This is a genomic window from Sphingomonas sp. AX6 (assembly GCF_902506605.1).
In the GTDB taxonomy this organism is placed as follows: domain Bacteria; phylum Pseudomonadota; class Alphaproteobacteria; order Sphingomonadales; family Sphingomonadaceae; genus Sphingomonas.
The window spans coordinates 1,088,266-1,111,716 of sequence record NZ_LR733979.1 but is presented as its reverse complement, the minus strand read 5'-3'; the positions used below and the strand labels follow the sequence as shown (position 1 = coordinate 1,111,716).

Genomic DNA, 23,451 nt, shown 5'->3' with positions numbered 1-23,451 from the left:
CCAGGCACCCCCAAGCTAAAGGGCGGCGAAGTCGAAGGGCCCACCCTTCGACTGTAAACCCCGGTTGCGTTTGGAGGGGCTGCCCGATCGGATTTCGCCCCAGAACGGGCTGCAAACGGCACTGGCCTGCGCTTCCGGTGCTCACGTGCCGGAAGCACGCTGCGCGCCGGTTCTCGGCCAGCACCATTTTCGCATCGTTCTGAGCCGAAATCCGATCGGGCACGTCTCGTTTCTCTTCCCACCGTTCGTTTCGAGCCCTTCGACTGCCTGCCAAGGCAGGCGCTCAGGATAAACTTCGCGCCAGAGGCTCGAAGTCGAGAAACGCTGATCGTAGCGGGCGACTCACCCAACCCAACCCGTCACCCCGGCCGCAGTGCCGGGGTCCACCGGGCGGCACGCACATGTTCATCAATCACGCGTCGCTCAAGCGGCTTAGTGGACCCCGGCACTGCGGCCGGGGTGACGGGGAGAAACCTATTTCGCGCCATACCCCCCGAACAATACCCCGAAGAAATCGTCCTTGGTCCAGCGGGGTCGCGCGTCGGCATCGGCGATGTCGCGCGCAAGGGCATAGTGCAGCCGCATGAACCGCCGCGCCGCGGTCCAGTCGATCGGCAGGCCGGTCTGGTCCGACACCTGGTGATAATGGTTGGACATGAACGCATCGGTCGCGGCCTTGCCCGGTCCGGCGGGTCCGGCGTCAAGATAGATGGACGGCACGCCTGCCTTGACGAAGCTGTAGTGATCCGAGCGGACAAAGTAATTTTCCTCGGGCACCGGATCGGGGGTCAACGGCAGGCCTTCGGCATCCAGGATACGCTTCAGGCTGGTGCCGATGCTGCTGCGTTCCGCGCCGTAGGCGATGATGTCGCGGAACGGATAGGTCATGACCGGCATGTCGAGATTGATGTTGGCGACCATCGTGCCGCCGACGCTTGGATTCTGGGCGTAATATTCTGAACCCAATAGCCCGACTTCCTCCGCGGTCACCGCGGTAAAGACGATGGTGCGGCGCGGGCGCTTGCCCGATCGCTGAAACTCCCGCGCGATCTCCAGCATCATCGCGATGCCTATCGCATTGTCGATCGCACCGTTGTTGATCCGATCGGCCTTGGGGTCGCCCTCGTCCATCTCCTCGACGCCCATATGGTCGAGGTGCGCGGTCAGCACGACTTGCTCACGCGCCAGCCTCGGGTCGCTGCCCGGAATGACCCCCACCACATTGGCGCTTTCGAGCCGCGCGGTCTCGGCCCGCTGCCGCGCCTCTATCGTCACGCCCAGCCGCCCGGTCGGCATCGCCGCACCCGATCGTTCGGCGGCATCGACGGCAGCCCAGCTTACCGGCGAACCGGCGAACAGCTTCGCCGCGCCCGCCCGGCTCAACGTACCGATCGACGGCGCGTCGCCGGCTTCCAGATTAGGCTTCCCATCGGGTACGATCCAGCTGATCGACGGGCGCTGCCAGTTCGCTGCGCGCCGCGCGACCGAATAGCCTGCATCGTCGCCGATCGAATCGATCAGCACGATCCCCTGCGCCCCGCGCGCCAACGCCGCCTGCGATTTCGCCGCGCGGCTAGAGAAATGCGCGCGCTTCTCGCTGGCGAGCTTTGCAGGCCCACCCGCCAGCACCGCAACGATCTTTCCGCGCACGTTCAGTCCGCGATAATCGTCCCAACCGATATCGCGATCGACCGCGCCATAGCCTGCGAACACGACATCGCCCGACAAGCGGAAATCGGCAGCACGCGGATTGACCGCGCCGACGAAATCCTCGCCAAAGGTCAGCGCCTGGCGCTTACCGCCGCGCGTGAACGCCATCTCGCCCGGTGCAGCGGGCATGGTCGCCTGAAAGCCGATCGTCTGGAGATAGCTGCCATCGTCGCCGCCCGGCTGCACGCCTGCCGCCATCAATTGCGTCGCGACGTAATTGGCGGCGATCCGGTATTCGGGCGTGAAGCTGTCGCGCCCCAACATCGAATCATCGGCCAGGAATTCGACATGCGCGCGGAGCGCGGTTTCCTGCTGGGGTGGGGTTTGAGCCGCGAGCGGCGTGGCCACGAGTGCCGCCAACGAGAACAGGCCAACAATGCTACGCATTCAATTCCCCAAACCACCAATTGCATGCGGTGAAGCGCTCCCCATCCGCACTGAGCCTGTCGAAATGCTGTCCTTTCCTGGGATCAAAAAGGACGGTGTTTCGACGAGCCCGGCAGGAACGGGGATAGCGTTGATCAAGTCACCGCTTACTTCGCCCCGTACCCGCCATAAAGCGTGCCGAAATAATCGCCCTTGTTCCACCGTGGGCGTTCCGCCGCATTGGCGATACCCCGCGCGATCGCGACATTGGCGTCGACGAACTTTACCCCCGACGCCCAGTTGAACGGCAGCGTCAGGTCGTCGTTGACGTTGTGATACGGCCCCGACCGGAACACCCGCGTCGCCTCCTTCCCTTCGCCCGCAAAGCCGGTTTTCAGGAACAGCACCGGCACGCCCGCTTGCACGAACCGGTAATGGTCGGAGCGCGTGAACAACGCCTCGCGCGGATCGGGGTCGGGGGTCAGCGCGATGCCGATATCGCCAAGCGCTTTCTCGGTGATCGGTCCCAGCGTCGATCGATCCGCGCCGAACGCGAACATATCGGTGAACGGATAGGTCAGGATCGCCATGTCGAGATTGACGTTGCCGACGATCTGCTGGATCGGCACGACGGCATGCCGCGCGAAATAATCGCTGCCGACCAAACCGCCCTCTTCGGCAGTCAGCGCGACCAGCAGGATCGGGCGACGACCGGGTTCGGCGACCAGCTTGCGCCCCGCCTCGATCATCGACGCGATACCGCTGGCATTGTCCATCGCGCCGTTGAACACCTCGCCATCCGCGCGCACGCCAAGATGGTCGAGATGCCCGGTCAGCACGACATATTCGTTCGCAAGCGCCGGATCGGTGCCGGGGATCATCCCGACGATGTTCTTGCTTTCGAAGGGCGCATAATTGGTCTGGCTGGCGAAGCGCAGATTGGCCTTGCTGACATCCCCCAGCGCCGGGACCGCGCCGAACAGCCGCGTTGCCGCCGCCGCGCTCAGCACGCCCAGTTGCGGGATCGGCGCGATCGAGAAACCGGTGCCGTCGGGCTTGCGCCAACTGTTGCGCGGTTCCTGATAGCTTTCCACGAATCCCGACAGCGGCATCGTATCGGGCGCGATCATGATCGTCGCGATCGCGCCGCGTTTCGCGGCCTCCGCAGCCTTGTTATCAGGCCGCGCGGCATGGGCACGGATCTCACCCTGCAACGTATCGGGCGCGCCGGGCGCGAACACCGCAATCTTGCCCTTCAGGTCGAGCCCGGCATAATCGTCGCGCCCTTCGCTCGCCGCCGCGATGCCCTGGCCGACGAAGATCAGCGGCGCATCGACTGCGACCGAGCGATGCCCCATCGTCGCACCCGGCACGTAATCGGTGCCGAAGACGAGCGGCGTCGGCTGCCCGCCCGCCACCATCGCCGCGCTGCCCGGCCCCGCCACCGAGGCACGCACCAGCGGCACCGGCTGGAACCAGCCATCGGTGCCGCGCGGAATCGCGCCGATTTCCTCGAACTGCTGGACGACATAGTCGGCGGCGCGCTCATAACCCGGCGTGCCCGCCAGTCGCCCTTCCATCGCATCGTCCGCCAGGATCGCGATATGCTCGCGCCAGCGCGCCTGTTCCGCGGTCAGCGTCTGGCCGTCCACGACCACCGAGGCGCTGTCGGGCGCTGCATAGCTGCACGCGCCCAGCGCCAGCGACGATCCGGCAAGCAGGGCGGAGAGGAAAATCTTACGCATCACTTGGCTCCATGACCTTCATACAGCGTCCCGAAGAAATCGCCCTTGTTCCAGCGCGGGCGCTCGGGCGCATCGGCGATCGCCTTGGTGATCGCGAAATTGGCCTCGATGAACCGCACGCCCGACGCCCAGTCGATGTTGGGCTGCTGGTCGATCTGGTCCGACGCCTGATGGTAATGCGTCGATAGGAAATGGTCGAACGCCGCCTTGCCCGGCCCCGCGGTGCCCGGCCACAGGAAGACCGACGGCACGCCCTGCTGGACGAAGCGGTAATGGTCGGATCGCACGAAGAAACCCTGTTCGGGCATCGGATCGGGCGACAGCGTCACGCCGATATTCTCGACCGCCGCCTTGGTGATCGGCCCCAGCGTCGAACGCTCTGCACCGAACGCGACCATGTCCTCGAACTTGTAGGTGATGATCGGCATGTCGAGATTGACGTTGGCGACCATCTGTTCGGGGCGGACCGTCGGGTTGCGCGCGAAATAATCCGCGCCGACCAGTCCCTTTTCCTCGGCGGTCACCGCCAGGAACAGGATCGATCGTTTGGGCTTCACGCCCTGTTCCTTGAACCGGCGGGCATTTTCGATGAGCGAGGCGATCCCCACCGCATTATCCATCGCGCCGTTATAGATGGTGTCCCCGCTGGCATTGGGCCGGCCGATGCCGACATGGTCGAGATGCGCGGTCAGCACGACAACCTCGTCCTTCAATGCAGGATCGGATCCCTCGATCATTCCGGCGACATTCGGGCTTTCGACCTTTTCGCTGGTGGAGCGGATCGTCGCGTTCAGCCGCGACGGCAGCTCGAACGCCTTGAAGGTCACGCCTTCGCCCTCGGCCTGCTTGCTGATCGCGGCCCAGTTGGTGCGCGCGCCTGCGAACAGCTTGGCCGCGCCCGCCGCCGACAGCGTGCCCAGCACCGGCGCATTGCCGGCGATATCGAACCCGGTCCCATCGGGCCGCATCCAGCTCATCCGCGTCGAATCATAGGTTTCCGCCAGCCGCGCGAACGGGCGGACCCGCGCACTTTGCGGGCTTTCCAGCACGATCACCCCAACCGCGCCGCGCGACGCGGCATAGGCCGCCTTGTTGGCGACGCTGCCGAAATGCGCGCGCACTTCGCCGTTAAAGCTGGCGGGCGCGCCGGAGAACAGTGCAACCACCTTCCCCTTCACATCGACGCCCGCATAATCGTTGCGCTTGAATTCGGGGGCGACGATGCCGTGGCCGACAAAGACCACCGGCGCGTTGACGGTGACCTCGGGCCGCGAGGAGGTCGCGCCCGGGATATAATCGACGCCGAATTCAAGCGCGCTGTTCTGCCCGCCGCGCGCGATCGCGAAGCTGCCCTTGTCCGCCGCCTTGAACGCGATCAGCGGCACCTGTTGCAGGTAGCTGCCGTCGGTCCCCGCAGGCTTCAGCCCCTGCGCATAGAATTGCGCGGCGACATAATCGGCGGCGATGTCGTACGCGTCGGTCCCCGCCTCGCGCCCCTGCATCGCATCCGACGCCAGGAACATGACATGCGACCGCATGGCGCGCTCGTCATCGGTCAGCGCATAGACATCGACGGGGGCAGCGGTCGGTGCCGCCGCGGGCGTGGGAACGGGCGCAGGCGCCGTCTGGGCGAAAGCGGTGGTGGTCAGCAGCAAAGCGGCGAACGGTACGGCGAAACGGATCATTGGCATCCTCTTGGAACCCGGCATAAGGGGAATGGTTAGCAGTCGAGCGCGCTCGCGCAAACGGCGCGCACGATTTTTTCCCAATCGCGCAAGTGAATTGCGCCGGATCAGGCGATCAGATGTTCGATATCCAGCGTGCCCCCAGCCAGCCCCCCGCCATCCGGCGTGAGGATTATCGCGCGCCCGACTGGCTGGTCAGCGAAATCGCGCTCGATTTCGATCTGGACGCCAACGAGACTCGCGTTCGCGCGACGATGACGGTGACGCGGGGCGGCGATCACGACCGGCCGTTGCGCCTCGACGGCGATGGATTGCATCCGATTAACGTGCGGGTCGATGGCGTGGCGCGGACCGACTGGGTAGTCGATGACGGCGCGCTGGTCGTGATGCTCGACGGCGATACGCATGAGGTGGAAACCGAAGTCGCGCTTCAACCAGAGCGCAATACCCAGTTGATGGGCCTCTACGCCTCGGGCGGAAATCTCTGCACCCAGTGCGAGGCGGAAGGATTCCGCCGCATCACCTTTTTCCCCGATCGCCCCGATGTGCTTGCCCGCTACCGGGTGAAGATGACCGCCGACAAGGCGCGCTACCCGGTGCTGCTGGCCAATGGCGATCCGGTCGGCTCGGGCGATCTGGACGGCGGCAGGCATTGGGCCGAATGGCACGACCCCTTCCCGAAACCCAGCTATCTGTTCGCGCTGGTCGCGGGCGATCTGGCGGAAAACCGCTCGACCTTCACCACGCGCTCGGGTCGCCAAGTCCGGCTCGGCATCTGGGTCCGCGCGGCCGATCTGCCGCGCACCGAACACGCGATGCACGCGCTCAAGACCTCGATGGCGTGGGACGAGCAGGTCTATGGCCGCGAATATGATCTCGACGTGTTCAACATCGTGGCGGTCGACGATTTCAACTTCGGTGCGATGGAGAATAAGGGGCTGAACATCTTCAACAGCCGCTACATCCTCGCCGATCCCGACACCGCCACCGACTATGATTACGACGCCGTCGCCGCAGTGGTTGCCCACGAGTATTTCCACAATTGGTCGGGCAACCGCGTCACCTGCCGCGACTGGTTCCAGCTCAGCCTGAAAGAGGGCTTCACCGTCTATCGCGACCAGCAATTCAGCGCCGATCAGGGGTCTGCGGCGGTCAAGCGGATCGAGGATGTGCGCTCGCTACGCGCAGCCCAGTTCCCCGAAGACAGCGGCCCGCTGGCGCATCCGGTCCGCCCCGAAGCCTATATCGAGATCAGCAATTTCTACACCGCGACCATCTACAACAAGGGCGCGGAGCTGATCCGGATGATGGCGACGATGCTGGGCGAAAAGGACTTCCGCGCCGCCACCGACCTGTATTTCGACCGCTTTGACGGGACGGCGGCGACCTGCGAGGATTTCGTCGCCTGCATGGAGGAAGCCTCGGGCTGCGACCTCACCCAATTCCGCCTCTGGTATGCCCAGGCCGGCACTCCACGCGTCACCGCTTCGATCAAATCCGATGCCGACAGCGACCGCGTGATCGTCTCGCTGACCCAGGACGTGCCCCCCACGCCCGGCCAGCCGCACAAGCAACCGATGGTGCTTCCCCTCAAACTCAAATTGTTCGGCGAGGACGGCAAGGCGCTGTCGGACGAACAGCTGGTGATGCTCGACGATGCACGTGCCGAGATCGCGTTTGCGGGTACGGGCGAGCGCCCGATCCTGTCGATCAATCGCGGCTTTTCCGCTCCCGTCGTCGTCAACACCAACCGCTCCGCCGCCGATCTGGCGTTCCTGTCGGCGCATGACGACGATCCCTTCGCCCGGTACGAGGCGATGCAGCAATTGATGCTCGATACGCTCGTCGCCAGCGTCACAGAAGGGCGCGGCGACCATGCCCCCGTTATCGACGCGGTACGCAACACGCTGGGAGATCCCGCGCTCGACCCCGCATTCGTCGCCGAAGCGGTACTGCTGCCGTCCGACAGCTTCATCGGCGACCAGATGCAGGTGGTCGATCCCGACGCGATCTTCCGTGCGCGAGAGGTCCTGCGCCGCGACATCGGCCGCGAGTTAGAGGGAATGTGGCGCGAAGCGTATGACGTTTCGCTCGCCAACCGCTTCGAATATTCTCCCGCCGCAAAGGGTGCCCGCCGCCTGAAGACCGTGGCGCTTGGCTATATCAACGCCAGCGGCGCGCCCGACGGACCGAGCCTCGCCTTTGCCCAGTTCGAGGGCGCGGACAACATGACCGATCGTCAGGGTGCGCTCACCACCCTCGTCGGCAGCACGTCGGACAAGCGCATCGCTGCGCTCGACATCTTTTACAACCGCTACTCGGACAACAGCCTGGTCATGGACAAGTGGTTCCAGACCCAGGCGCTGTCATCGCGCGATGACACAGCGTCAGTGGTCGAGGAACTGGCGAAACACCGCGACTTCACCTTGTCGAACCCCAACCGCGCCCGGTCGCTGATCGGTGCGTTCAGCGTCAACCAGCGCGCCTTTCATGCCAAGGACGGTCGCGGCTATCGCTTTGTCGCCGACCAGTTGATCGCGCTCGACAAGCTCAATCCCCAGACTGCCGCCAAGCTCGTGCCGCCGCTTGGCCGCTGGCGGCGGTTCGACGAAGCCCGTGCCTCCCTGATGCGCGCCGAGCTGGAACGCATCCTCGCGTCGCCCGGCGTGTCGAAGGACATGATGGAACAGGTTTCCAAAAGCTTGGACTAATACCCCGTGCTCCTGCGAAAGCAGGAGCGCTGGCAACCAAGCACTTAGTAAGACACGCCAACGCTCTTGCTTTCGCAGGAACACGGCCCCTCCCTCACCCCATCCGATTGCGCCCGCGTGTCACGCTGGCCCGGTGCCCGATCCGCGCACCCGTCCCCCGCGTGCGGATGCCGTCCATGAACACCCAGTCGTTGGTCGCGCGCTCGGGCGTCAGGCTCAGCGCCATATAGCCCCGGTTGCTGGTATCGGCCCATTTGAGTTCGGGATTGGTATCGACCAATGCGCGCGCGACGATCTTAGGATCGACCCCCAGCGCGCTCTCGAATCCAGGAGAGGTCACCGCCTGGCCCGCAAACTCGACGCCTGCCGCACGGCCCTTCTGCGCCAGGTCATAGGCCCAGCCATTATGGCTGTCCCCGGCGATCACGATCAGATTGGCCTCGGCATCCTGCGCGCCCGACAGGAAGCGCGCGCGCGCCGCCGGATACCCGCCCCAGGCATCGAAATTGAGCGGCAGGCCTGCGCGGCTGGCCGCGACCCCGCGCTCGACGAAGCCGCGCACGAATGCGGGCGCATCCTTCGCCAACCATTCACCGGCATTCCGAGGCGTTTTCGTTTCGCCCATAATCGTGCCGAACCCGACCACCTGCCACCGCGCACCCGACCGCACCGATGCCCGGATTTCAGCGTCCAGCCACGCTTCCTGCGTCGTGCCCATCATCGTCATTGCCGAATCGCGCCAAGGCCCGTCGCGAAAAGCGGCCAGCGCGCGGGCTGGATCGCCCGAGCCGTTCAAGATTTCGGCAAGTTCGTGCGGTCGGCTGCGTCCCAACAGCCGGGTTTCTGTGCGGAACAGAGTGGCGAGGCCGGCGATGTCGTAGGCCTTCCACGGCTCTTCCGACACCGGCATCCATTCATAATAGGCCTGCATCGATGCCGCGCGCCGGATGGCCCATTCGCCTTCGTCGGCCTGATGGTTCTGCGCGCCGCCTTCCCAGCTGTCGTTGGTCGATTCGTGATCGTCCCACAGGGCGACCATCGGGTGCGCGGCGTGCAGCGCCTGCAAATCGGGATCGGCGCGATAGCTGGCAAAGCGCATCCGGTAATCGGCCAGGCTGACCATTTCGCGCTCGGGCTGGGGAATGCGTCCGTCCACTGTCTGCTGGCGGTTCGGATAATTGTCGGGGCCGTATTCGTAGAGATAATCGCCCAGATGCACTGCCAGGTCGATATCGTCGCGCGCCGCAGCGTGGCCGTACGCGTTGAAATAGCCAAAGCCCAGATTGGAGCAGGAAAAGATCGCGATATTGAACCGCTCGGCATTGCCCTCAGGCAGCGTCTTGGCGCGCCCCACCGGTGAAAACCCGCCATCGGGCGCGACGAACCGGAAATGATAGCGCGTGCCCGGTCGCAGCCCGGCAACGGTGATTTTGGCGGTATGATCGCGCCACGGACCCGTCACCATTTCGCCCGCGCCCGCGATCCGCGTGAAATCGGGCGTCTCGGACAATTCGACCTTCAGCCGCGCCTCACCGCGATTGGCGGGGACATAGCGCGTCCACAATAGCAGCGACGACGCCGACGGCTCGCCCGATGCGACCGAATGGGTGAAGCCACTCGCCTGAAGCAGCGCAAAGGCGTTGGCGAATCCTGGAATGGCGAGCGCACCCGCGCCCAACATGCCCCCCAGGATCAATTGGCGACGGTCGATGGCGATGGTCATGACGGCTGGCTCCCCTGCTGCGCATCCGCCTTGGCAAGCGCATGTGGCGGGTTCGTGACAACCGGCTGACGGAGCGGTCAGGCGACGATGCGCAGTCGCCCGTCGCGATGATCGATCATCTTTTGATACAGCGCCACCAGCTCGCGTGCATGATCGACGTCGGACATCACGCCCTGCGCGGCTTGTCGCGCCGCCGCCCGCAACAATGCCGGCTCGCGCGCGAACAGCCGCCGGATCGCCGCCGCCGCCGACTTGGCATCGCGCGCTGCATAGGTTTCGCAGAATAAAGGATCGGCGATCTCGGCAAAGCCGCCTTCGTCGGGCGCGATCAGCGGCAATCCGCTGGCGATCGCCTCCAGCCCCACCAGCCCGAACGGCTCGGCATCGGACCCGTGGATCAGCGCGTCGCAGCTCGCCATGATCCGAGACAGGCGGGGGCGGTCGTAGACGGGGCGGAACAGCCGGATATGTGGGCTCCCCTCGATATGGCGCGCCAATTTTCCGCCATCGACTCCGGTGCCGATCAGGATCATTCCGACCGGCAAATGCCGCCCGGCGCGCTGCACCGCGTCGAACACCATCGGCCAGCGCTTTTCAGGGTGATGCCGCCCCATGCCGAGCAGCAGATGCCCGTCGGCAGGCAGGCCGCATTGCTCGAGCAGCGACGCGCGCAATTTCTCGTCGCGGAAATCGGGGGAGAAATACGCCTTTTCGATCCCCAGCGGTGCGGCGGCATGGACGGTCAGGCCGCGTCTTTGCTCGCGTTTGGCGATCGCCGGGCCGTTGGTGACGAACGCATCGAACCGCTCCAGGAACCGCGCCATGTAGCGGGTATACCAACCGAACGCCTCTTCGATCGCGTCGGGCGATGCCCACCCTTCGAACCAGCGTTGCGGGTAAGCGCCGATATTGTCGTTATGCGCGAAATAGACTTTGAGCGCGCGCGCCTGCCAATTGCCGACGATCCACGCCGGTCGCCAGGGCGAGCTGGTCTCCACCACATCGGGGTTCAGTTCGTCGAGCAGGCGACAGATTTCTCCCCCGCTGGTGAATACGCCGTAATTCCGATCGAAGATCAGCCGCGGTGCCTTCACCCAGTAAATCTTGCCGCCGCCGGGGCGCTCCTCCAGCCGATCCTCGCGGCCCGGCGCGATGACGATCAGTTCGTGGCCCAGATCGGCCATGATCGACAGCTTGCGGTCGAGATAGGTCCGCACCCCGCCGCCGGTGGGCGAGTAATATTCATTGACGTCGACGATCCGCATCGCCGGTTCCTTTAGCAGTCGGAGGCCATCGTCGATAGTCGCGGTAAACGCACTCCCGTCACCCCGGCCGAAGTGCCGGGGTCCACCGGGCGGCAAAGTCTTAGGCACGAACCTTTAGCGTCGCGTGAGCGGAGGAGTGGACCCCGGCACTGCGGCCGGGGTGACGGAGCCGCGGGGTTAGCTATTTCTCCCTTAGCGCGCGGGCGAGAAACCACCCAGCCCGCGCAGATACTGAACCTTGATCTCGGTCGCCTTCACCCCGGACGGCACATCGATCACCGCTTGGGACAGCTTGGGCCGACTGCGCCCCAACCGCGTATTGCTGGGGAAACCCGCGCCATCCTGCCAGAAATTGAACTTGTTCTTGCCGTCCCGATCATGCGTGAACAGCAGCGCATAACGGCCAGGTTTCGGTGCCTTGATACACATCGTCACCGCACCCGATGCGGGCATATCCGCCCAGACGCGGTGAAAGAACTGGCCGTCGCGGCGCAAATCGCGGTCGTCCTTCAGGAACTCCGCTTCGGTCGCGTTCCACAATTCGAGCTTCAATCGCCCGGTGCGATCCTTCAATCCGGTGACGTTGACCCGAATCGCCGGTCCGTCGTTCGAGTTGCAGGCTGCCGCATCGGTGCCGATCGCGCGGTTCGCCTGAACGGGCGTCGCCGCCGCGATCAGGGCCGATGCGCTAAGCGCCAACAAGCTGGTCTTGCCGATCATCTGTTTTCCTCGCCAGTGCCAGAAATCCGAAGGCGCCGATCAGCGCCACATGGAGCAGCAATGCCATTGCCGCTGTCAGGGCCATCAGTTCCGACATGTCGGTGCCCTGTCCTATTAAAATAATGGCGATGTTGGCGAAAAGAAGGTCTTTGTTGGGAACGAAGGGCAAACGCGTGACCAACAGGCGGATCGCGACCAGGAATGCCCAGGTCGTGAACGCCACCCCCGGCATCGCGAAATGCCAGGCCCAGGCGAGCGCGAAACTCCCTGCTAGGATGCGCAGACAGTGCACCCCGAACACCCACCATAGCTGACCACCGGGCAGCGAATAGACGCGCTTCGAAAACAGGATGAACGGCAGCGAGATCGCGACGGTGATCGCCGCCGCCCAGCCCACGCCCCGCAGTTCCTCTGGCGTCAGCACCCCCGATGCGAATGGCAGCGCCACCGCCATGGCGATCAAGGTCAGCAGATTGCCCGCCTGTGCCGACAGGATCGAGACGTCTTTGACGGCCCCGAACGGCGCCGTGATCATCCGCATCCGCTGACGCGCCCAGGCGTAGAAATAGGCCTCGCCCGAATAGCCGAGCACCACGTCGTTCGCGATCCGCTTCTTGACCAGCGCGCCGATTCCCGATGTCGGAATCCGCCACAATCGCCTGAAAATAATCCAGTCGAAGAACACCGGCGCGGCGTACATCGCCAGAAACGCCAGATAGAAAGCCGGATTGTTGGGGAGCGTGCGGAACAGATCGGCCAGCCCGCCGTCGAACAATTCATAGGCCAGCACCGCAACCATCGCGATCGACACCACCGATCCCAGGACCGTCGGCCAGCGGCGCTTCAGCCCCTGAAACGGCTCCAGCCCCGCCAGATCGCGGTCTGGCCCGTTGGACGTTGGATCGACACCGCGATCGCTGCGCCCGTCGATCGCCGGCTCCGCCTGCGGAACCCATTGCCCGTCTGATCGCACCCAGCGCATGGCCAAGCCTAACCCGATCGCCGATGCGACGCCAGACGGTCGCGAACCAGAAATGGGACGCCCATCACAGCGCCAGTTTCACGCCCATCCACAGCGTCCGTGGTGGCGCGCGTTCGATCACCCCGTCACCGCTGATCGCGGCTTCGACGCGCGTGTCGGTCAGGTTTTCGGCACGCGCAACCAGCGCGATCCGCGTGGTCACCGGCAGCTCCGCATAGGCATCGAGTGTGGTCGCAGGGGCAAGCGCGCGGTCATTCTGGTCGTCCTCGAACTGCGCACCGACATGGCGCACCGTGGCTGCCACGCGCATTCCATCACGTTGCCAGCCAAGCGTGGCCGACACCTGATTGACCGCGGTCTGGGCAGGACGCAGCCCGTCGAGCGAACCCGCAACGCCATCAGCGCGCACCTGCGCATCGGCGTGCGAATAACCGACGGCCAGCGACCAGTCGCCGCGCGTGACGCCGATATCCCCCTCTACCCCGATGCTTTCGATGGCGTCGAGATTTTCGCGCCTGCGATAGCTGCCTGCCGCGCTCACGAAACCCACACCGGGAAACGTGCCGGGACCGCGCGCGATCGTCACATTGGCGATCGCGTCGTTCAGTCGGCTGGCAAAGCCGGTGACCCCGATGCGCACGCCCTCTGCCGGACGCCACTCGATCCCGACTTCGCCGCCGGTCAACCGTTCGGGCGACAGGTCGGCATTGGCCGCCGTTGCATCTGCGCCTGCGCGAAACGGGCGATATAACTCGTTCAAAGTCGGCAATCGCCATCCACGATAGGCGGCTGCACGCAACGTCACCGCTTCGACAGGCCGGAACGCCGCGCCGACCCTTCCGGTAGCCTCCCAGCCATCTCGCGCCTGAAACACCGTGTCGGTCAGCACGCCCCCTGCCAGCAGGCGTTCGTCCAGCCGCCCGGCGTCGATCCGCCAATGATCGATCCGCGCGCCGGCCGAAAATTCCCATGCCCCCGCCTCGACGCCCAGATCGGCGAACAGCCCCGCCGTCGTCGATGCCCCGCCCGCAACCCGCCGCCGGGTGGGCACGAAATCGACGAATTGATACAGCTCCTGCGTGCGCCCGCTCACCCGTCGCACATCCGTACCGATGCGCAAATCGACGCCATCGCCCAGCGGCGGTCGGATCTCGAAACGCGCACCCGAGCCGGTCGCTGGCACATATTGATCGAGTACCGACGACACATTGCTGCGCGCCTCCTCGATCCGCGCGAACCCGCTCGCGAACGCGCGCGTCTGAAGATAGGCCAGCGCCGACCATTGCCACCGCCCGCGCCCGACCAACCGGATGCTCGCATCCGCGCCCTCGCTGCGGATCGCGGTGAAATTGGTCCCCCGGTCGCGGCGATCGACGAAGCCACCCAGATTGGCCTGCAATTCGACTCCGCCCAGATCGGTCACGAAGCGCGCGGTCCCGCTCGCCTGTTCATAGGGCGCGGCGCGATCGACCGGTCCCGCGCCCTCAATAATGGGCTGAAATCCGTCGCCCGCCATATACTGCCCGGCGAACAGCATGAAGCCTTGGCCCGCGCGCACGCTCGCTACCGCGCTGCCGTCGATGCTGCCGCGACTGCCGCCGAACAGCGACGCAGACAGCGCGCCGACTTCACCCGGCCGCACGCTTTCCAGCTCGATTGTCCCCGACAGCGCGCCGGGACCGTAAAAACCGCTACCCCCGCCCCGCGTCACGCGGATGCTCGACAAACGCTCGGCCTGATAGGCGGGAAAGGCGATCCAGCCGCCGAACGGATCGGTCTGCGGGACGCCGTCGAGCAGCAACAACACCCGCGACGACGCATTGCCCCCCAGCCCGCGCAGGTTCGCCCCCTGGCTGGTCGGATTGGCCGATCGCGAATCGGATCGGCGGAACTGCGCGAACCCGGCGGCATCGCGCAGCACATCCTCGATCCGACCGCTCGCCACGCTGGTTAGCCGGTCGCGGTCGATGACGACGACGGCGTCAGTCGCGCTGCCCGGCGCTAGCCCCAGCCCGGTGCCGGTGACGACAATCTCCGCGCCTTCGCTCGCCTCTTGCGCGACCGCCACACCCGGCGCGAACGCCACCAAAACTACGCAGGAAAAATGTCTCACGAAGCGGGCTTGACCCGGTCGGGATGCGCCGCTGCAAACGCCTCAATTTTTTGCGCCGCCGCGTCCGCGGCCACCAGATTGGGATAAGGCGTCAGATCGACCTCGAACCGCCGCGCGTTGAACATCTGCGGCACCAGACAGATATCGGCCATGTCGGGCGCCTCGCCACCCAGAAACGGCCCCTCACCCGCCATCCGCTCCAGCGCACCGAACCCCTGCACCACCCAGTGCTGATACCAGTCGTTGCGCGCTTCCTCCTCTACGCCCAGCTCGCGCTTGAGATAGTTGAGCACGCGCAGATTGTTGAGAGGATGGATATCGCACGCCACCGTCAGCGCCATGGCCAGCGTGCGCGACCGTGCCAGCGGATCGGTGGGCACGAAGCGCGGATCGGGATGCTTCGCGTCGAGATAATCGAGGATCGCAAGACTCTGCGTCAGCACGCCCTCGCCGACATCGAGCACGGGCACGAAGCCCTGCGGATTGCGCGCCAGATGCTCGGGCGAACGCTGGTCGCCATTGAGCAGCGACACATCGACGCTGTCATACTCGACGTCCTTCAGGTTGAGCGCGATGCGGACGCGGTAAGCCGCCGATGAGCGGTAATAGTCATAGAGCGTGTACATTGGCGTCCTTCCACGATCCCTCCCCAATCCGTTGGTGTCGAGTAGGGTTCGAGCTTGTCGAGAACCCGTATCGAGATAGCGTTTGAGGAGGGGGCTCCCTCGATACGCCTTCTCGATACGCGGCTCACGCCGCTACTCGAAGGCTACTCGGGACAAACGGAATTGGAGGGGCAGTCGATCCACTATTCCACCGCTTCCCGGTCCGGTGCCAGCGATGTCCCCGCCCTTCCCGACCGGAACGACGAAAACCAACTCAACGGATTGAGCGTTGCGGTGCCATCCAGCGAAAACGTAATGAACTCCGCCCGTCCGCCGATATTCTCCCACGGCACCGGCCCGCCCAGCCCGCGCTCGGCCACCGAAAAGCGGCTGTCGGCGCTTGCGTCGCGATTGTCGCCCATCAGGAACACATGGCCCTCGGGGATCAGGACCGGCGCATAATCGTCGCCCGACGCCTCACCGCGATAGCCCAGGTCGATCGTGTCGTAGGACCGGCCATTGGGAAGCGTCTCGCGAAAGATCGGCAAGCGGCACACCGCGCCGTCCGCGCGCTCCTGATAGGCTCCCGGATATTGCAGCGCCGAACATTGCGTGTTCGCGTCGACCGCCACGCTGCGCACCCCCATCGCCCGGCGCTCCACCGGCACGCCGTCGATCAGCAATTGTCCGCCATCGACCTCGATCGTCTCACCCGGCAGGCCGACGACGCGCTTGATATAATCGGTGCGCTGGCCCGGCGGGGTGACGATCACCACATCGCCGCGCTCGGGCAGGCTGCCGAACAACCGTCCGGGGACATAGGGCATCAGGTGAAAGGTCGGGGTGACGAACGAATAGCCATAGGGATATTTGGTCACCACCAGCCGGTCGCCGACCAGCAAGCCCGGCATCATCGATTCGGACGGGATATAGAATGGCTTGGCGATGAAGCTGTGAAAGCCGAGCACCGCGAGCACCAGCCACAACAGCCCCCGCGCCTCCGCCCACCAGTCCATGGCCGGCTTGTCGTCCTTACGCGCGGTGTCGGATCGCTCGTCCGCCGCCAAATCGTCCGCTGCCATCAACTACTCACGCTCCGCACGCACCGCCTCGATAATGACAAACGCCTGCGCCCAGGGATGGTCGTCGGTCAGCGTCAAATGGATGCGGGGGAGGTGGCCCTCCGGGATCATGGCGTCAAGCCTGGCCTTCGCCCCGCCGGTCAGCGCCAGCGTCGGCGCACCGGAGGGGGCGTTGACGACGCCGATGTCGCGCATGAACACCCCCGCCTTGAACCCGGTGCCGACAGCTTTCGAAAACGCTTCCTTCGCAGCAAAGCGCTTGGCGAGCGTGCCGGCGATCGTATGCGGCCTGCGAGCGGCCTTGGCCCGCTCGACATCGGTGAACACGCGATTGAGGAACCGATCGCCGAACCGGTCGACGGACGCCTGAATTCGCTCGATATTGCAGAGGTCGGAGCCGAGGCCGATGATCATGGCCGGGGCACCCAGCCCGCCAGAATACCATAACCCAGCAAGATCAGCGGAACGGCCATTACGGCAAGCATGAAGTGTCGTTCGGATTTCAGATGATCTTTCCTCCGAACCAGGATTGCCCAAACCGAGTGAATGGTGACCCAAACCGGAACCAAAAGTCCCCAGAATATTCCCATCGCCAGATCTAAGGTTTCAAGCTGGTTGAATAGAGCATTCGAACCGGCCCAGACAATGCCAACTATCCAACTCGCGGCGAGCGACACCGCGGCAAGAGCAACAAGACTCCAGTAACGCGCGCCAAGGTGCCCTTTATGCGCAATCACCGAACCGCATCCATCAACGCGCGCATTCGCCGCACCACCGGGGCCAGCCCGTCGAAGATCGCCTCGCCCACCAGGAAATGCCCGATATTCAACTCCGCAAGCCGCGGAATCGCTGCGATCGGCACGACATTATCGAACGTCAGCCCATGCCCGGCATGCACCTCGATCCCGTTCTTGGCCGCCAGCGCCGCCGCATCGGCGATCCGCCGCAACTCCGCGACCTGCGCTTCGCCTTCCAGCTCGCAATAACGCCCGGTGTGAAGCTCGACCACCGGCGCGCCCAGCCGCAGCGCCGCCTCGATCTGCGCGGGATCGGGCTCGATGAACAGCGACACCCGGATATTCGCGCCCTTCAGCTCGCGCACCATGGGGGCGAGCAGATTGTGTTGCCCCATCGCGTCCAGCCCGCCCTCCGTGGTGCGTTCCTCGCGCTTTTCCGGGACGATGCACGCGGCATGCGGTTTGTGCCGCAACGCGATACCGAGCATCTCGTCGGTCGCCGCCATCTCCAGGTTCAGCGGCACGGTGAGTTCCGCCGCCAGCCGCGCGATATCGTCGTCGGTGATGTGCCGCCGGTCCTCGCGCAGATGCGCGGTGATCCCGTCCGCCCCCGCCTCGGCCGCCAGCAAGGCGGCGCGCACCGGGTCGGGATACCCCGACCCCCGCGCATTCCGCACCGTCGCGACATGGTCGATATTGACCCCCAGGCGCAGGCGTCTCACGCCGCGCGACTACCCGGCTTGATCGCAGGGATCGCCGCCAGTTCAGGCGGCAGCTTGTCCGCCTCATAACTCGGCACATCCAGCGGAATCAGCGGATAGAAGGGCACGCCCAGATCGGCCTTGCCCATCGACCGGTCGACCAAAGAGGCCGCCGCCACCACTTCCCCGCCTGCCGCACCGATCGCCGCGATCGCTTCGCGCGACGACAATCCGGTGGTGACGACATCCTCCATCATCAAAACGCGCTGGCCGGGCTCGATCGCGAATCCCCGGCGCAGTTCGAACGCGCCGGTCGGACGCTCCAGAAACATCGCAGGCACGCCAAGCGCGCGGCCCATTTCATGGCCTGCGATCACCCCGCCCATCGCGGGCGACACGACGATGTCGATCGACGACCGCACCTCATCCGGCAGCCGCGCCACCAGCGCCTCTGCGAGTCGTGCGCCCCGCTTCGGGTCCATCAACACCCGCGCGCACTGCAGATAACGCGACGATCGCAGCCCCGACGACAGGATGAAATGCCCCTCCAACAATGCGTCGGCAGCCCGGAATTCAGCCAGAATCTCGTCTTCGGTCACGCAGGCAGTCCCTCGTCTGTTGGCCCGCAATCCTTAGGCGCGGCGGTGCGGCCCCGCAACACCAGCCAAAAACGCGCCGCTTGTGCTTGAGACATCGGCAACCGCGGCGTATAGGCCCGGCGACGGGTATCTTCCCGCACCCCGTGCAGCGGCCCTCGCGGCGCGACCTGGAAGATGGATAGAACGATACGATGCGAATGTTTGGGTTGAAGACGATCCTTCTCGCGGCAGGGCTGACGCTGGCCACCGCCGCGACCGCCGCTGCGCCGCAAACGGCCCCGGCCGCGACGGAAGCGCCGGGCGCGACCGAACCTGCGCCAACGATCGCGGCGGGTTCGACCGCCGCGCCCACGGGCGGTGCGCCTGCCCCGGCGGCACCGGTCGCCGATCCGCTCAGCAACGCCGATGGCACCCCGATCACCGCGCCGGTCGCGGGCGTCGGCCTGCCGGTTGCCAAGAGCATCGCGATCCAGGATCAGGTATCGCCCACCGGCCGCCAGGCGCGCGTGTTCCACGACATCATCCTGATGCCGATCATCACGCTCATTTCGATCTTCGTGCTCGGGCTGCTGATCTGGGTCGTCATCCGCTATCGCCGCGCCGCCAATCCGGTGCCGTCCAAGACCAGCCATAACACCGGCCTGGAAGTCGCCTGGACGCTGATCCCCGTGCTGATCCTCGCCGGGATCGCGCTGCCCAGCTTCTCGCTACTCGCCAATCAGTTCAAACCCGCGCCCGAAAACGCCGTGACGCTGAAAGCGATCGGCAACCAGTGGTTCTGGTCGTACGAATATCCCGATCATGGCGGACTTAGCCTGGTGTCCAACATGCTGCGCGAGCAGGATGAAGTCGAACCCGGCCAGCGGTTCCGCACCGATGCCGACGGGCCGCGGCTAATGGCGACGGACAACCGCGTCGTGCTGCCGACCAACACGCCGATCCGTCTGCTGACCACTGCCAACGACGTGATCCATGCCTGGGCGATCCCCGCCTTCTGGATCAAGCTCGATGCGGTCCCCGGTCGGATCAACGAAACCAGCTTCACCATCGAAAAGCCCGGCCTGTATTACGGCCAGTGCTCCGAACTGTGCGGCGCGCGCCATGCCTATATGCCGATCACGGTTCAGGCGGTCAGCCCGGCCGAATTCGAAGCCTGGGTCCGCGCAAAGGGCGGCACGATGCCCGGCGACGCGGATGCGGCGGCACCCGCCGACACGCTCGACGCAACCGACACGCCTGCCGAAGGCGTCAACCCCGAAACCATCGATGCGACTGCCGCTGGTGTCACCACCAACCAGTCCGCCACCGGAACGGTGAACTAAGCCATGACCGACGTTGCACGCAGCCCTTCGGCTTTCCAGGCGCATGACGACCATGCGCATCATCACGATGCCGATCACCATCCGGGCTTCTTCGCCCGCTGGTTCCTGTCGACCAATCACAAGGACATCGGCACGCTGTACCTGATCTTCGCGATCATCGCGGGGATCATCGGCGGCGGCATTTCGGGGCTGATGCGCGCCGAATTGATGGCGCCGGGCATTCAGTATCTGCCGACCTGGGCATCGATGCTCCACGGCGAACAGAGCTTCGACCAGGCGCTCCACTTCTGGAACGTGCTGATCACCGCACACGGCCTGATCATGGTCTTCTTCATGGTCATGCCCGCGATGATCGGCGGCTTCGGCAACTGGTTCGTGCCCATCATGATCGGCGCGCCCGACATGGCGTTCCCGCGGATGAACAACATCAGCTTCTGGCTGCTGATTCCGGCATTCACGCTACTGCTCGCTTCTCCCTTTGTGGGGGTCGGCGCGGGCACGGGCTGGACCGTCTATCCGACGCTATCGACCTATGGCGAACCCGGCATGTCGGTCGACATGGCGATCCTGTCGCTCCACATCGCGGGCGCCTCGTCGATCCTGGGTGCGATCAACTTCATCACCACCATCTTCAACATGCGTGCGCCGGGCATGACCCTGCACAAGATGCCGTTGTTCGTGTGGTCGGTGCTGGTCACCGCGTTCCTGCTGCTGCTGGCGCTGCCGGTGCTGGCCGCGGCGATCACCATGCTGCTGACCGACCGTAATTTCGGCACCACCTTCTTCGATCCCGCAGGCGGCGGCGATCCGATCCTGTACCAACATCTGTTCTGGTTCTTCGGCCATCCCGAAGTCTACATCATGATTTTGCCGGGCTTCGGCATCGTCAGCCAGATCGTCGCGACCTTCAGCCGCAAGCCCGTGTTCGGCTATCTCGGCATGGCATACGCGATGGTCGCGATCGGCGTGGTCGGGTTCATCGTGTGGGCGCACCACATGTTCACGACCGGCCTGTCGGCAAACCTCAAAATCTACTTCACCGCAGCGACGATGGTCATTGCCGTCCCGACGGGCATCAAGATCTTCTCGTGGATCGCGACGATGTGGGGCGGTTCGCTGTCGTTCAAGACGCCGATGCTGTGGGCGATCGGGTTCATCTTCATGTTCACCGTCGGCGGCGTCACTGGCGTCGTGCTGGCGAACGGTGGCATCGACGATTACATGCACGACACCTATTATGTGGTCGCGCATTTCCACTATGTGCTGTCGCTGGGTGCGGTGTTCGCGCTGTTCGCCGGCTTCTTCTACTGGTTCCCGAAAATGTTCGGGAAGATGTACAACGAGTTCCTGGGCCAGCTGCACTTCTGGGTGTTCTTCGTCGGCGTGAACGTCATGTTCTTCCCGATGCACTTCCTGGGCACCCAGGGCATGCCACGCCGCTATCCGGACTATCCGGATGCCTATGCGTACTGGAACGAGATCGCGACGATCGGTTACATGATCATGGCCGCGGGCATGCTGATCTTCTTCGTCAACCTGTTCTGGTCGTTGTTCGCGGGCAAGAAGGCGCCGGACAATCCCTGGGGCGAAGGTGCCACGACGCTGGAATGGACGCTGTCCAGCCCACCGCCATATCACCAGTTCGAAACCCTGCCCAAGATCGACTAAACCCTGTGTGCCCTCTCGCTCCACCCGAGCGGGAGGGCCGCAAGGCAAGCGCCCGACCTGGGGCGTTTCCCTTGCGGTTCAGGCCAGCCAGCCGACATGGAACCGCATCCGCGCGTAATTTCTCGCGCATGTGATCGATATGACCGTGACGACAGCCGAACCGACCCTGACCCTGCCCGCCGAGTGGCGCGACTTTCTGGCGCTGACCAAGCCCAGGGTGATGTCGCTCGTCGTCTTCACCGGGCTGTGCGGAATGCTCGCGGCACCCGTCGGCATCAACCCCATCCTCGGCTTCACCGCGATCCTGTGCATTGCGCTCGGTGCAGGTGCTGCGGGTGCGCTCAATCAGTGGTACGAGGCCGATCTCGACGCCAAGATGAAACGGACGCTGGCCCGTCCGCTGCCAGCCGGGCGCATGGACAAGCAATCCGCGCTTCATTTCGGCGTCGGCCTCGCAATCTTTTCGGTCCTGCTGATGGGTGTCGGGGTCAATTGGATCGCCGCGTCGATCCTGGCCGTCTCGATCCTGTTCTACGTCCTGATCTACACCGTCTGGCTGAAGCGCCGTACGCCGCAGAACATCGTCATCGGTGGGGCGGCAGGCGCGTTTCCGCCGCTGATCGGCTGGGCGGCGGCGACCGGCGACGTCGCGTTGCTTCCCGTCCTGCTGTTCGCGCTGATCTTTCTGTGGACGCCGCCGCATTTCTGGGCGCTCGCGCTGTTCGTGAAGAGCGATTACGCCAATGCCGGCGTGCCGATGCTGCCCGTCGTCGCGGGCGAGCGCACGACGCGGAACCAGATCGGGCTATACACCATCCCGATGGCGATCGCGGCGGTCGCGCCGTGGCCATTGGGGCTGACGAACGCGATCTATGGTATCGCGGCAATTGCCCTCACCGGCATCTTCGCCGTGCTGGCGGTACAGGTCGCGACCCGCACCACGCAGACCGACGATGCGATGAAGCCCGAAAAGCGGCTGTTCGCTTGGTCGATCCTTTATCTGTTCGCGATGTTCGGCGCGCTGGTCGTCGACAGATGGGTATTTGCATGACCGAGCCGACCGAGACCGAAATTCGCGCCCGCCAGCGTTCGCGCGCGCGCGTCGTGGCGCTACTGCTCGGCGGCTTTGCGCTGCTGATGTTCGCGATCACCATCGTCAAGATTCAGCAGGGATGGGCATGACCTCCAACTTCAAAGTCGCACTGATGGCCGGCAGCGTCGTCGTCGGCATGACCGGGCTCGGCTTCGCCGCCGTCCCGCTCTACGACCTGTTCTGCCGCGTCACCGGATATGGGGGGACGACTCAGGTCGGTGCGGTCGCACCCGGCGCGACATCTGAACGCGTGACGGTGGCGTTCGACAGCAACGTCAATGTCGGACTTCCCTGGGAATTCGCGCCCGAGAAACGATCCCAGAACGTCCAGATCGGCGAGCGCCAGATGGCGTTCTACACGGCCAAGAACGACTCGAGCCTGCCGGTCACCGGCACCGCGACCTTCAACGTGACCCCCGAACGCGCAGGCAAATATTTCACCAAGATCGAATGCTTCTGCTTCACCCAGCAGACGCTGCAACCCGGCCAACAGGTGCGGATGCCGGTGATCTACTATGTCGATCCCGCGATCCTCGACGATGCCGAAGCACGCGATGTCCAGCACATCACGCTGTCCTACACATTTTATCCTGTGGATTCCGACAAACCCGCAAGCTAGGGGGT

The 23,451-nt window shown here is 64.8% G+C and carries 20 protein-coding genes; 6 read left to right on the top strand and 14 right to left on the bottom strand.

Features of this window, described 5'->3' with window-relative positions; all coding sequences use genetic code 11:
- Positions 1-474: 474 nt before the first annotated feature.
- The 3 genes from ENHY17A_RS05480 to ENHY17A_RS05470 form a co-directional block, all read right to left on the bottom strand.
- Positions 475-2,097: a M20/M25/M40 family metallo-hydrolase gene (locus ENHY17A_RS05480; RefSeq protein WP_159710804.1), complete on the bottom strand. Its 1,623-nt coding sequence runs from the start codon at positions 2,095-2,097 to the stop codon at positions 475-477.
- Positions 2,098-2,243: 146 nt separating this feature from the next.
- Positions 2,244-3,821 (bottom strand): M28 family peptidase, encoded by a 1,578-nt coding sequence (locus ENHY17A_RS05475; protein WP_159710802.1) that lies wholly within the window; start codon positions 3,819-3,821, stop codon positions 2,244-2,246.
- A complete protein-coding gene (locus tag ENHY17A_RS05470) occupies positions 3,821-5,506 on the bottom strand; it encodes a M28 family metallopeptidase (RefSeq protein ID WP_159710800.1) in 1,686 nt (561 codons plus the stop codon). Before ENHY17A_RS05470 ends, ENHY17A_RS05475 begins: the two co-directional genes overlap by 1 nt.
- Before the next feature lie 119 nt (positions 5,507-5,625).
- Between ENHY17A_RS05470 and pepN the strand changes: the two genes are divergently transcribed.
- Entirely contained in the window at positions 5,626-8,217 is a 2,592-nt protein-coding gene (pepN, locus tag ENHY17A_RS05465) for an aminopeptidase N (RefSeq protein ID WP_159710798.1), read from the top strand.
- 94 nt (positions 8,218-8,311) lie between these two features.
- Here the strand turns inward: pepN and ENHY17A_RS05460 are convergent, their stop codons facing one another.
- The 11 genes from ENHY17A_RS05460 to pyrE form a co-directional block, all read right to left on the bottom strand.
- On the bottom strand, positions 8,312-9,940 hold the full coding sequence (locus ENHY17A_RS05460; protein ID WP_159710796.1) for an alkaline phosphatase D family protein: 1,629 nt from the start codon (positions 9,938-9,940) through the stop codon (positions 8,312-8,314).
- Between the two features lie 77 nt (positions 9,941-10,017).
- Positions 10,018-11,205, bottom strand: coding sequence for a glycosyltransferase (locus ENHY17A_RS05455; RefSeq protein ID WP_159710794.1), 1,188 nt, complete (start codon positions 11,203-11,205; stop codon positions 10,018-10,020).
- Between the two features lie 192 nt (positions 11,206-11,397).
- The gene (locus tag ENHY17A_RS05450; protein ID WP_159710792.1) at positions 11,398-11,925 is read right to left on the bottom strand and encodes a DUF2141 domain-containing protein; all 528 of its coding nucleotides are present in this window, start codon (positions 11,923-11,925) and stop codon (positions 11,398-11,400) included.
- Positions 11,894-12,907, bottom strand: a complete 1,014-nt coding sequence (locus ENHY17A_RS05445) for a hypothetical protein (RefSeq protein ID WP_236547763.1) — start codon at positions 12,905-12,907, stop codon at positions 11,894-11,896. The genes ENHY17A_RS05450 and ENHY17A_RS05445 overlap by 32 nt, the downstream gene beginning before the upstream one ends.
- A 64-nt stretch (positions 12,908-12,971) precedes the next feature.
- A complete protein-coding gene (locus ENHY17A_RS05440) occupies positions 12,972-15,020 on the bottom strand; it encodes a TonB-dependent receptor (RefSeq protein ID WP_236547762.1) in 2,049 nt (682 codons plus the stop codon).
- Positions 15,017-15,646: a maleylacetoacetate isomerase gene (maiA, locus tag ENHY17A_RS05435; RefSeq protein ID WP_159710790.1), complete on the bottom strand. Its 630-nt coding sequence runs from the start codon at positions 15,644-15,646 to the stop codon at positions 15,017-15,019. Before maiA ends, ENHY17A_RS05440 begins: the two co-directional genes overlap by 4 nt.
- Before the next feature lie 182 nt (positions 15,647-15,828).
- Positions 15,829-16,707 carry a signal peptidase I gene (gene lepB, locus ENHY17A_RS05430; protein ID WP_159710788.1) on the bottom strand — a complete coding sequence of 293 codons (879 nt, stop codon included), beginning with the start codon at positions 16,705-16,707 and terminating at the stop codon, positions 15,829-15,831.
- A 3-nt stretch (positions 16,708-16,710) separates the two neighbouring features.
- A complete protein-coding gene (acpS, locus tag ENHY17A_RS05425; RefSeq protein ID WP_159710786.1) occupies positions 16,711-17,121 on the bottom strand; it encodes a holo-ACP synthase in 411 nt (136 codons plus the stop codon).
- Positions 17,118-17,444 carry a hypothetical protein gene (locus ENHY17A_RS05420; protein WP_159710784.1) on the bottom strand — a complete coding sequence of 109 codons (327 nt, stop codon included), beginning with the start codon at positions 17,442-17,444 and terminating at the stop codon, positions 17,118-17,120. The genes acpS and ENHY17A_RS05420 overlap by 4 nt, the downstream gene beginning before the upstream one ends.
- Positions 17,441-18,166 carry a pyridoxine 5'-phosphate synthase gene (locus ENHY17A_RS05415; RefSeq protein WP_159710782.1) on the bottom strand — a complete coding sequence of 242 codons (726 nt, stop codon included), beginning with the start codon at positions 18,164-18,166 and terminating at the stop codon, positions 17,441-17,443. Before ENHY17A_RS05415 ends, ENHY17A_RS05420 begins: the two co-directional genes overlap by 4 nt.
- The gene (gene pyrE / locus ENHY17A_RS05410) at positions 18,163-18,744 is read right to left on the bottom strand and encodes an orotate phosphoribosyltransferase (RefSeq protein WP_159710780.1); all 582 of its coding nucleotides are present in this window, start codon (positions 18,742-18,744) and stop codon (positions 18,163-18,165) included. The genes ENHY17A_RS05415 and pyrE overlap by 4 nt, the downstream gene beginning before the upstream one ends.
- Positions 18,745-18,935: 191 nt before the next feature.
- Here pyrE and coxB point away from each other — a divergent pair, with 191 nt between their 5' ends.
- From coxB to ENHY17A_RS05390, 5 genes are all read left to right on the top strand, one after another.
- Complete coding sequence (gene coxB, locus ENHY17A_RS05405) at positions 18,936-20,066, top strand: cytochrome c oxidase subunit II (RefSeq protein ID WP_443018288.1); 1,131 nt, start codon at positions 18,936-18,938, stop codon at positions 20,064-20,066.
- Positions 20,067-20,069: 3 nt separating this feature from the next.
- Entirely contained in the window at positions 20,070-21,734 is a 1,665-nt protein-coding gene (ctaD, locus tag ENHY17A_RS05400) for a cytochrome c oxidase subunit I (RefSeq protein ID WP_159710778.1), read from the top strand.
- Positions 21,735-21,873: 139 nt separating this feature from the next.
- Positions 21,874-22,785, top strand: a complete 912-nt coding sequence (locus ENHY17A_RS05395; RefSeq protein ID WP_159710776.1) for a heme o synthase — start codon at positions 21,874-21,876, stop codon at positions 22,783-22,785.
- Positions 22,782-22,916, top strand: coding sequence for a hypothetical protein (locus tag ENHY17A_RS14815; RefSeq protein ID WP_268893987.1), 135 nt, complete (start codon positions 22,782-22,784; stop codon positions 22,914-22,916). Before ENHY17A_RS05395 ends, ENHY17A_RS14815 begins: the two co-directional genes overlap by 4 nt.
- Complete coding sequence (locus ENHY17A_RS05390) at positions 22,907-23,446, top strand: cytochrome c oxidase assembly protein (protein WP_159710774.1); 540 nt, start codon at positions 22,907-22,909, stop codon at positions 23,444-23,446. Before ENHY17A_RS14815 ends, ENHY17A_RS05390 begins: the two co-directional genes overlap by 10 nt.
- Positions 23,447-23,451: the final 5 nt, after the last annotated feature.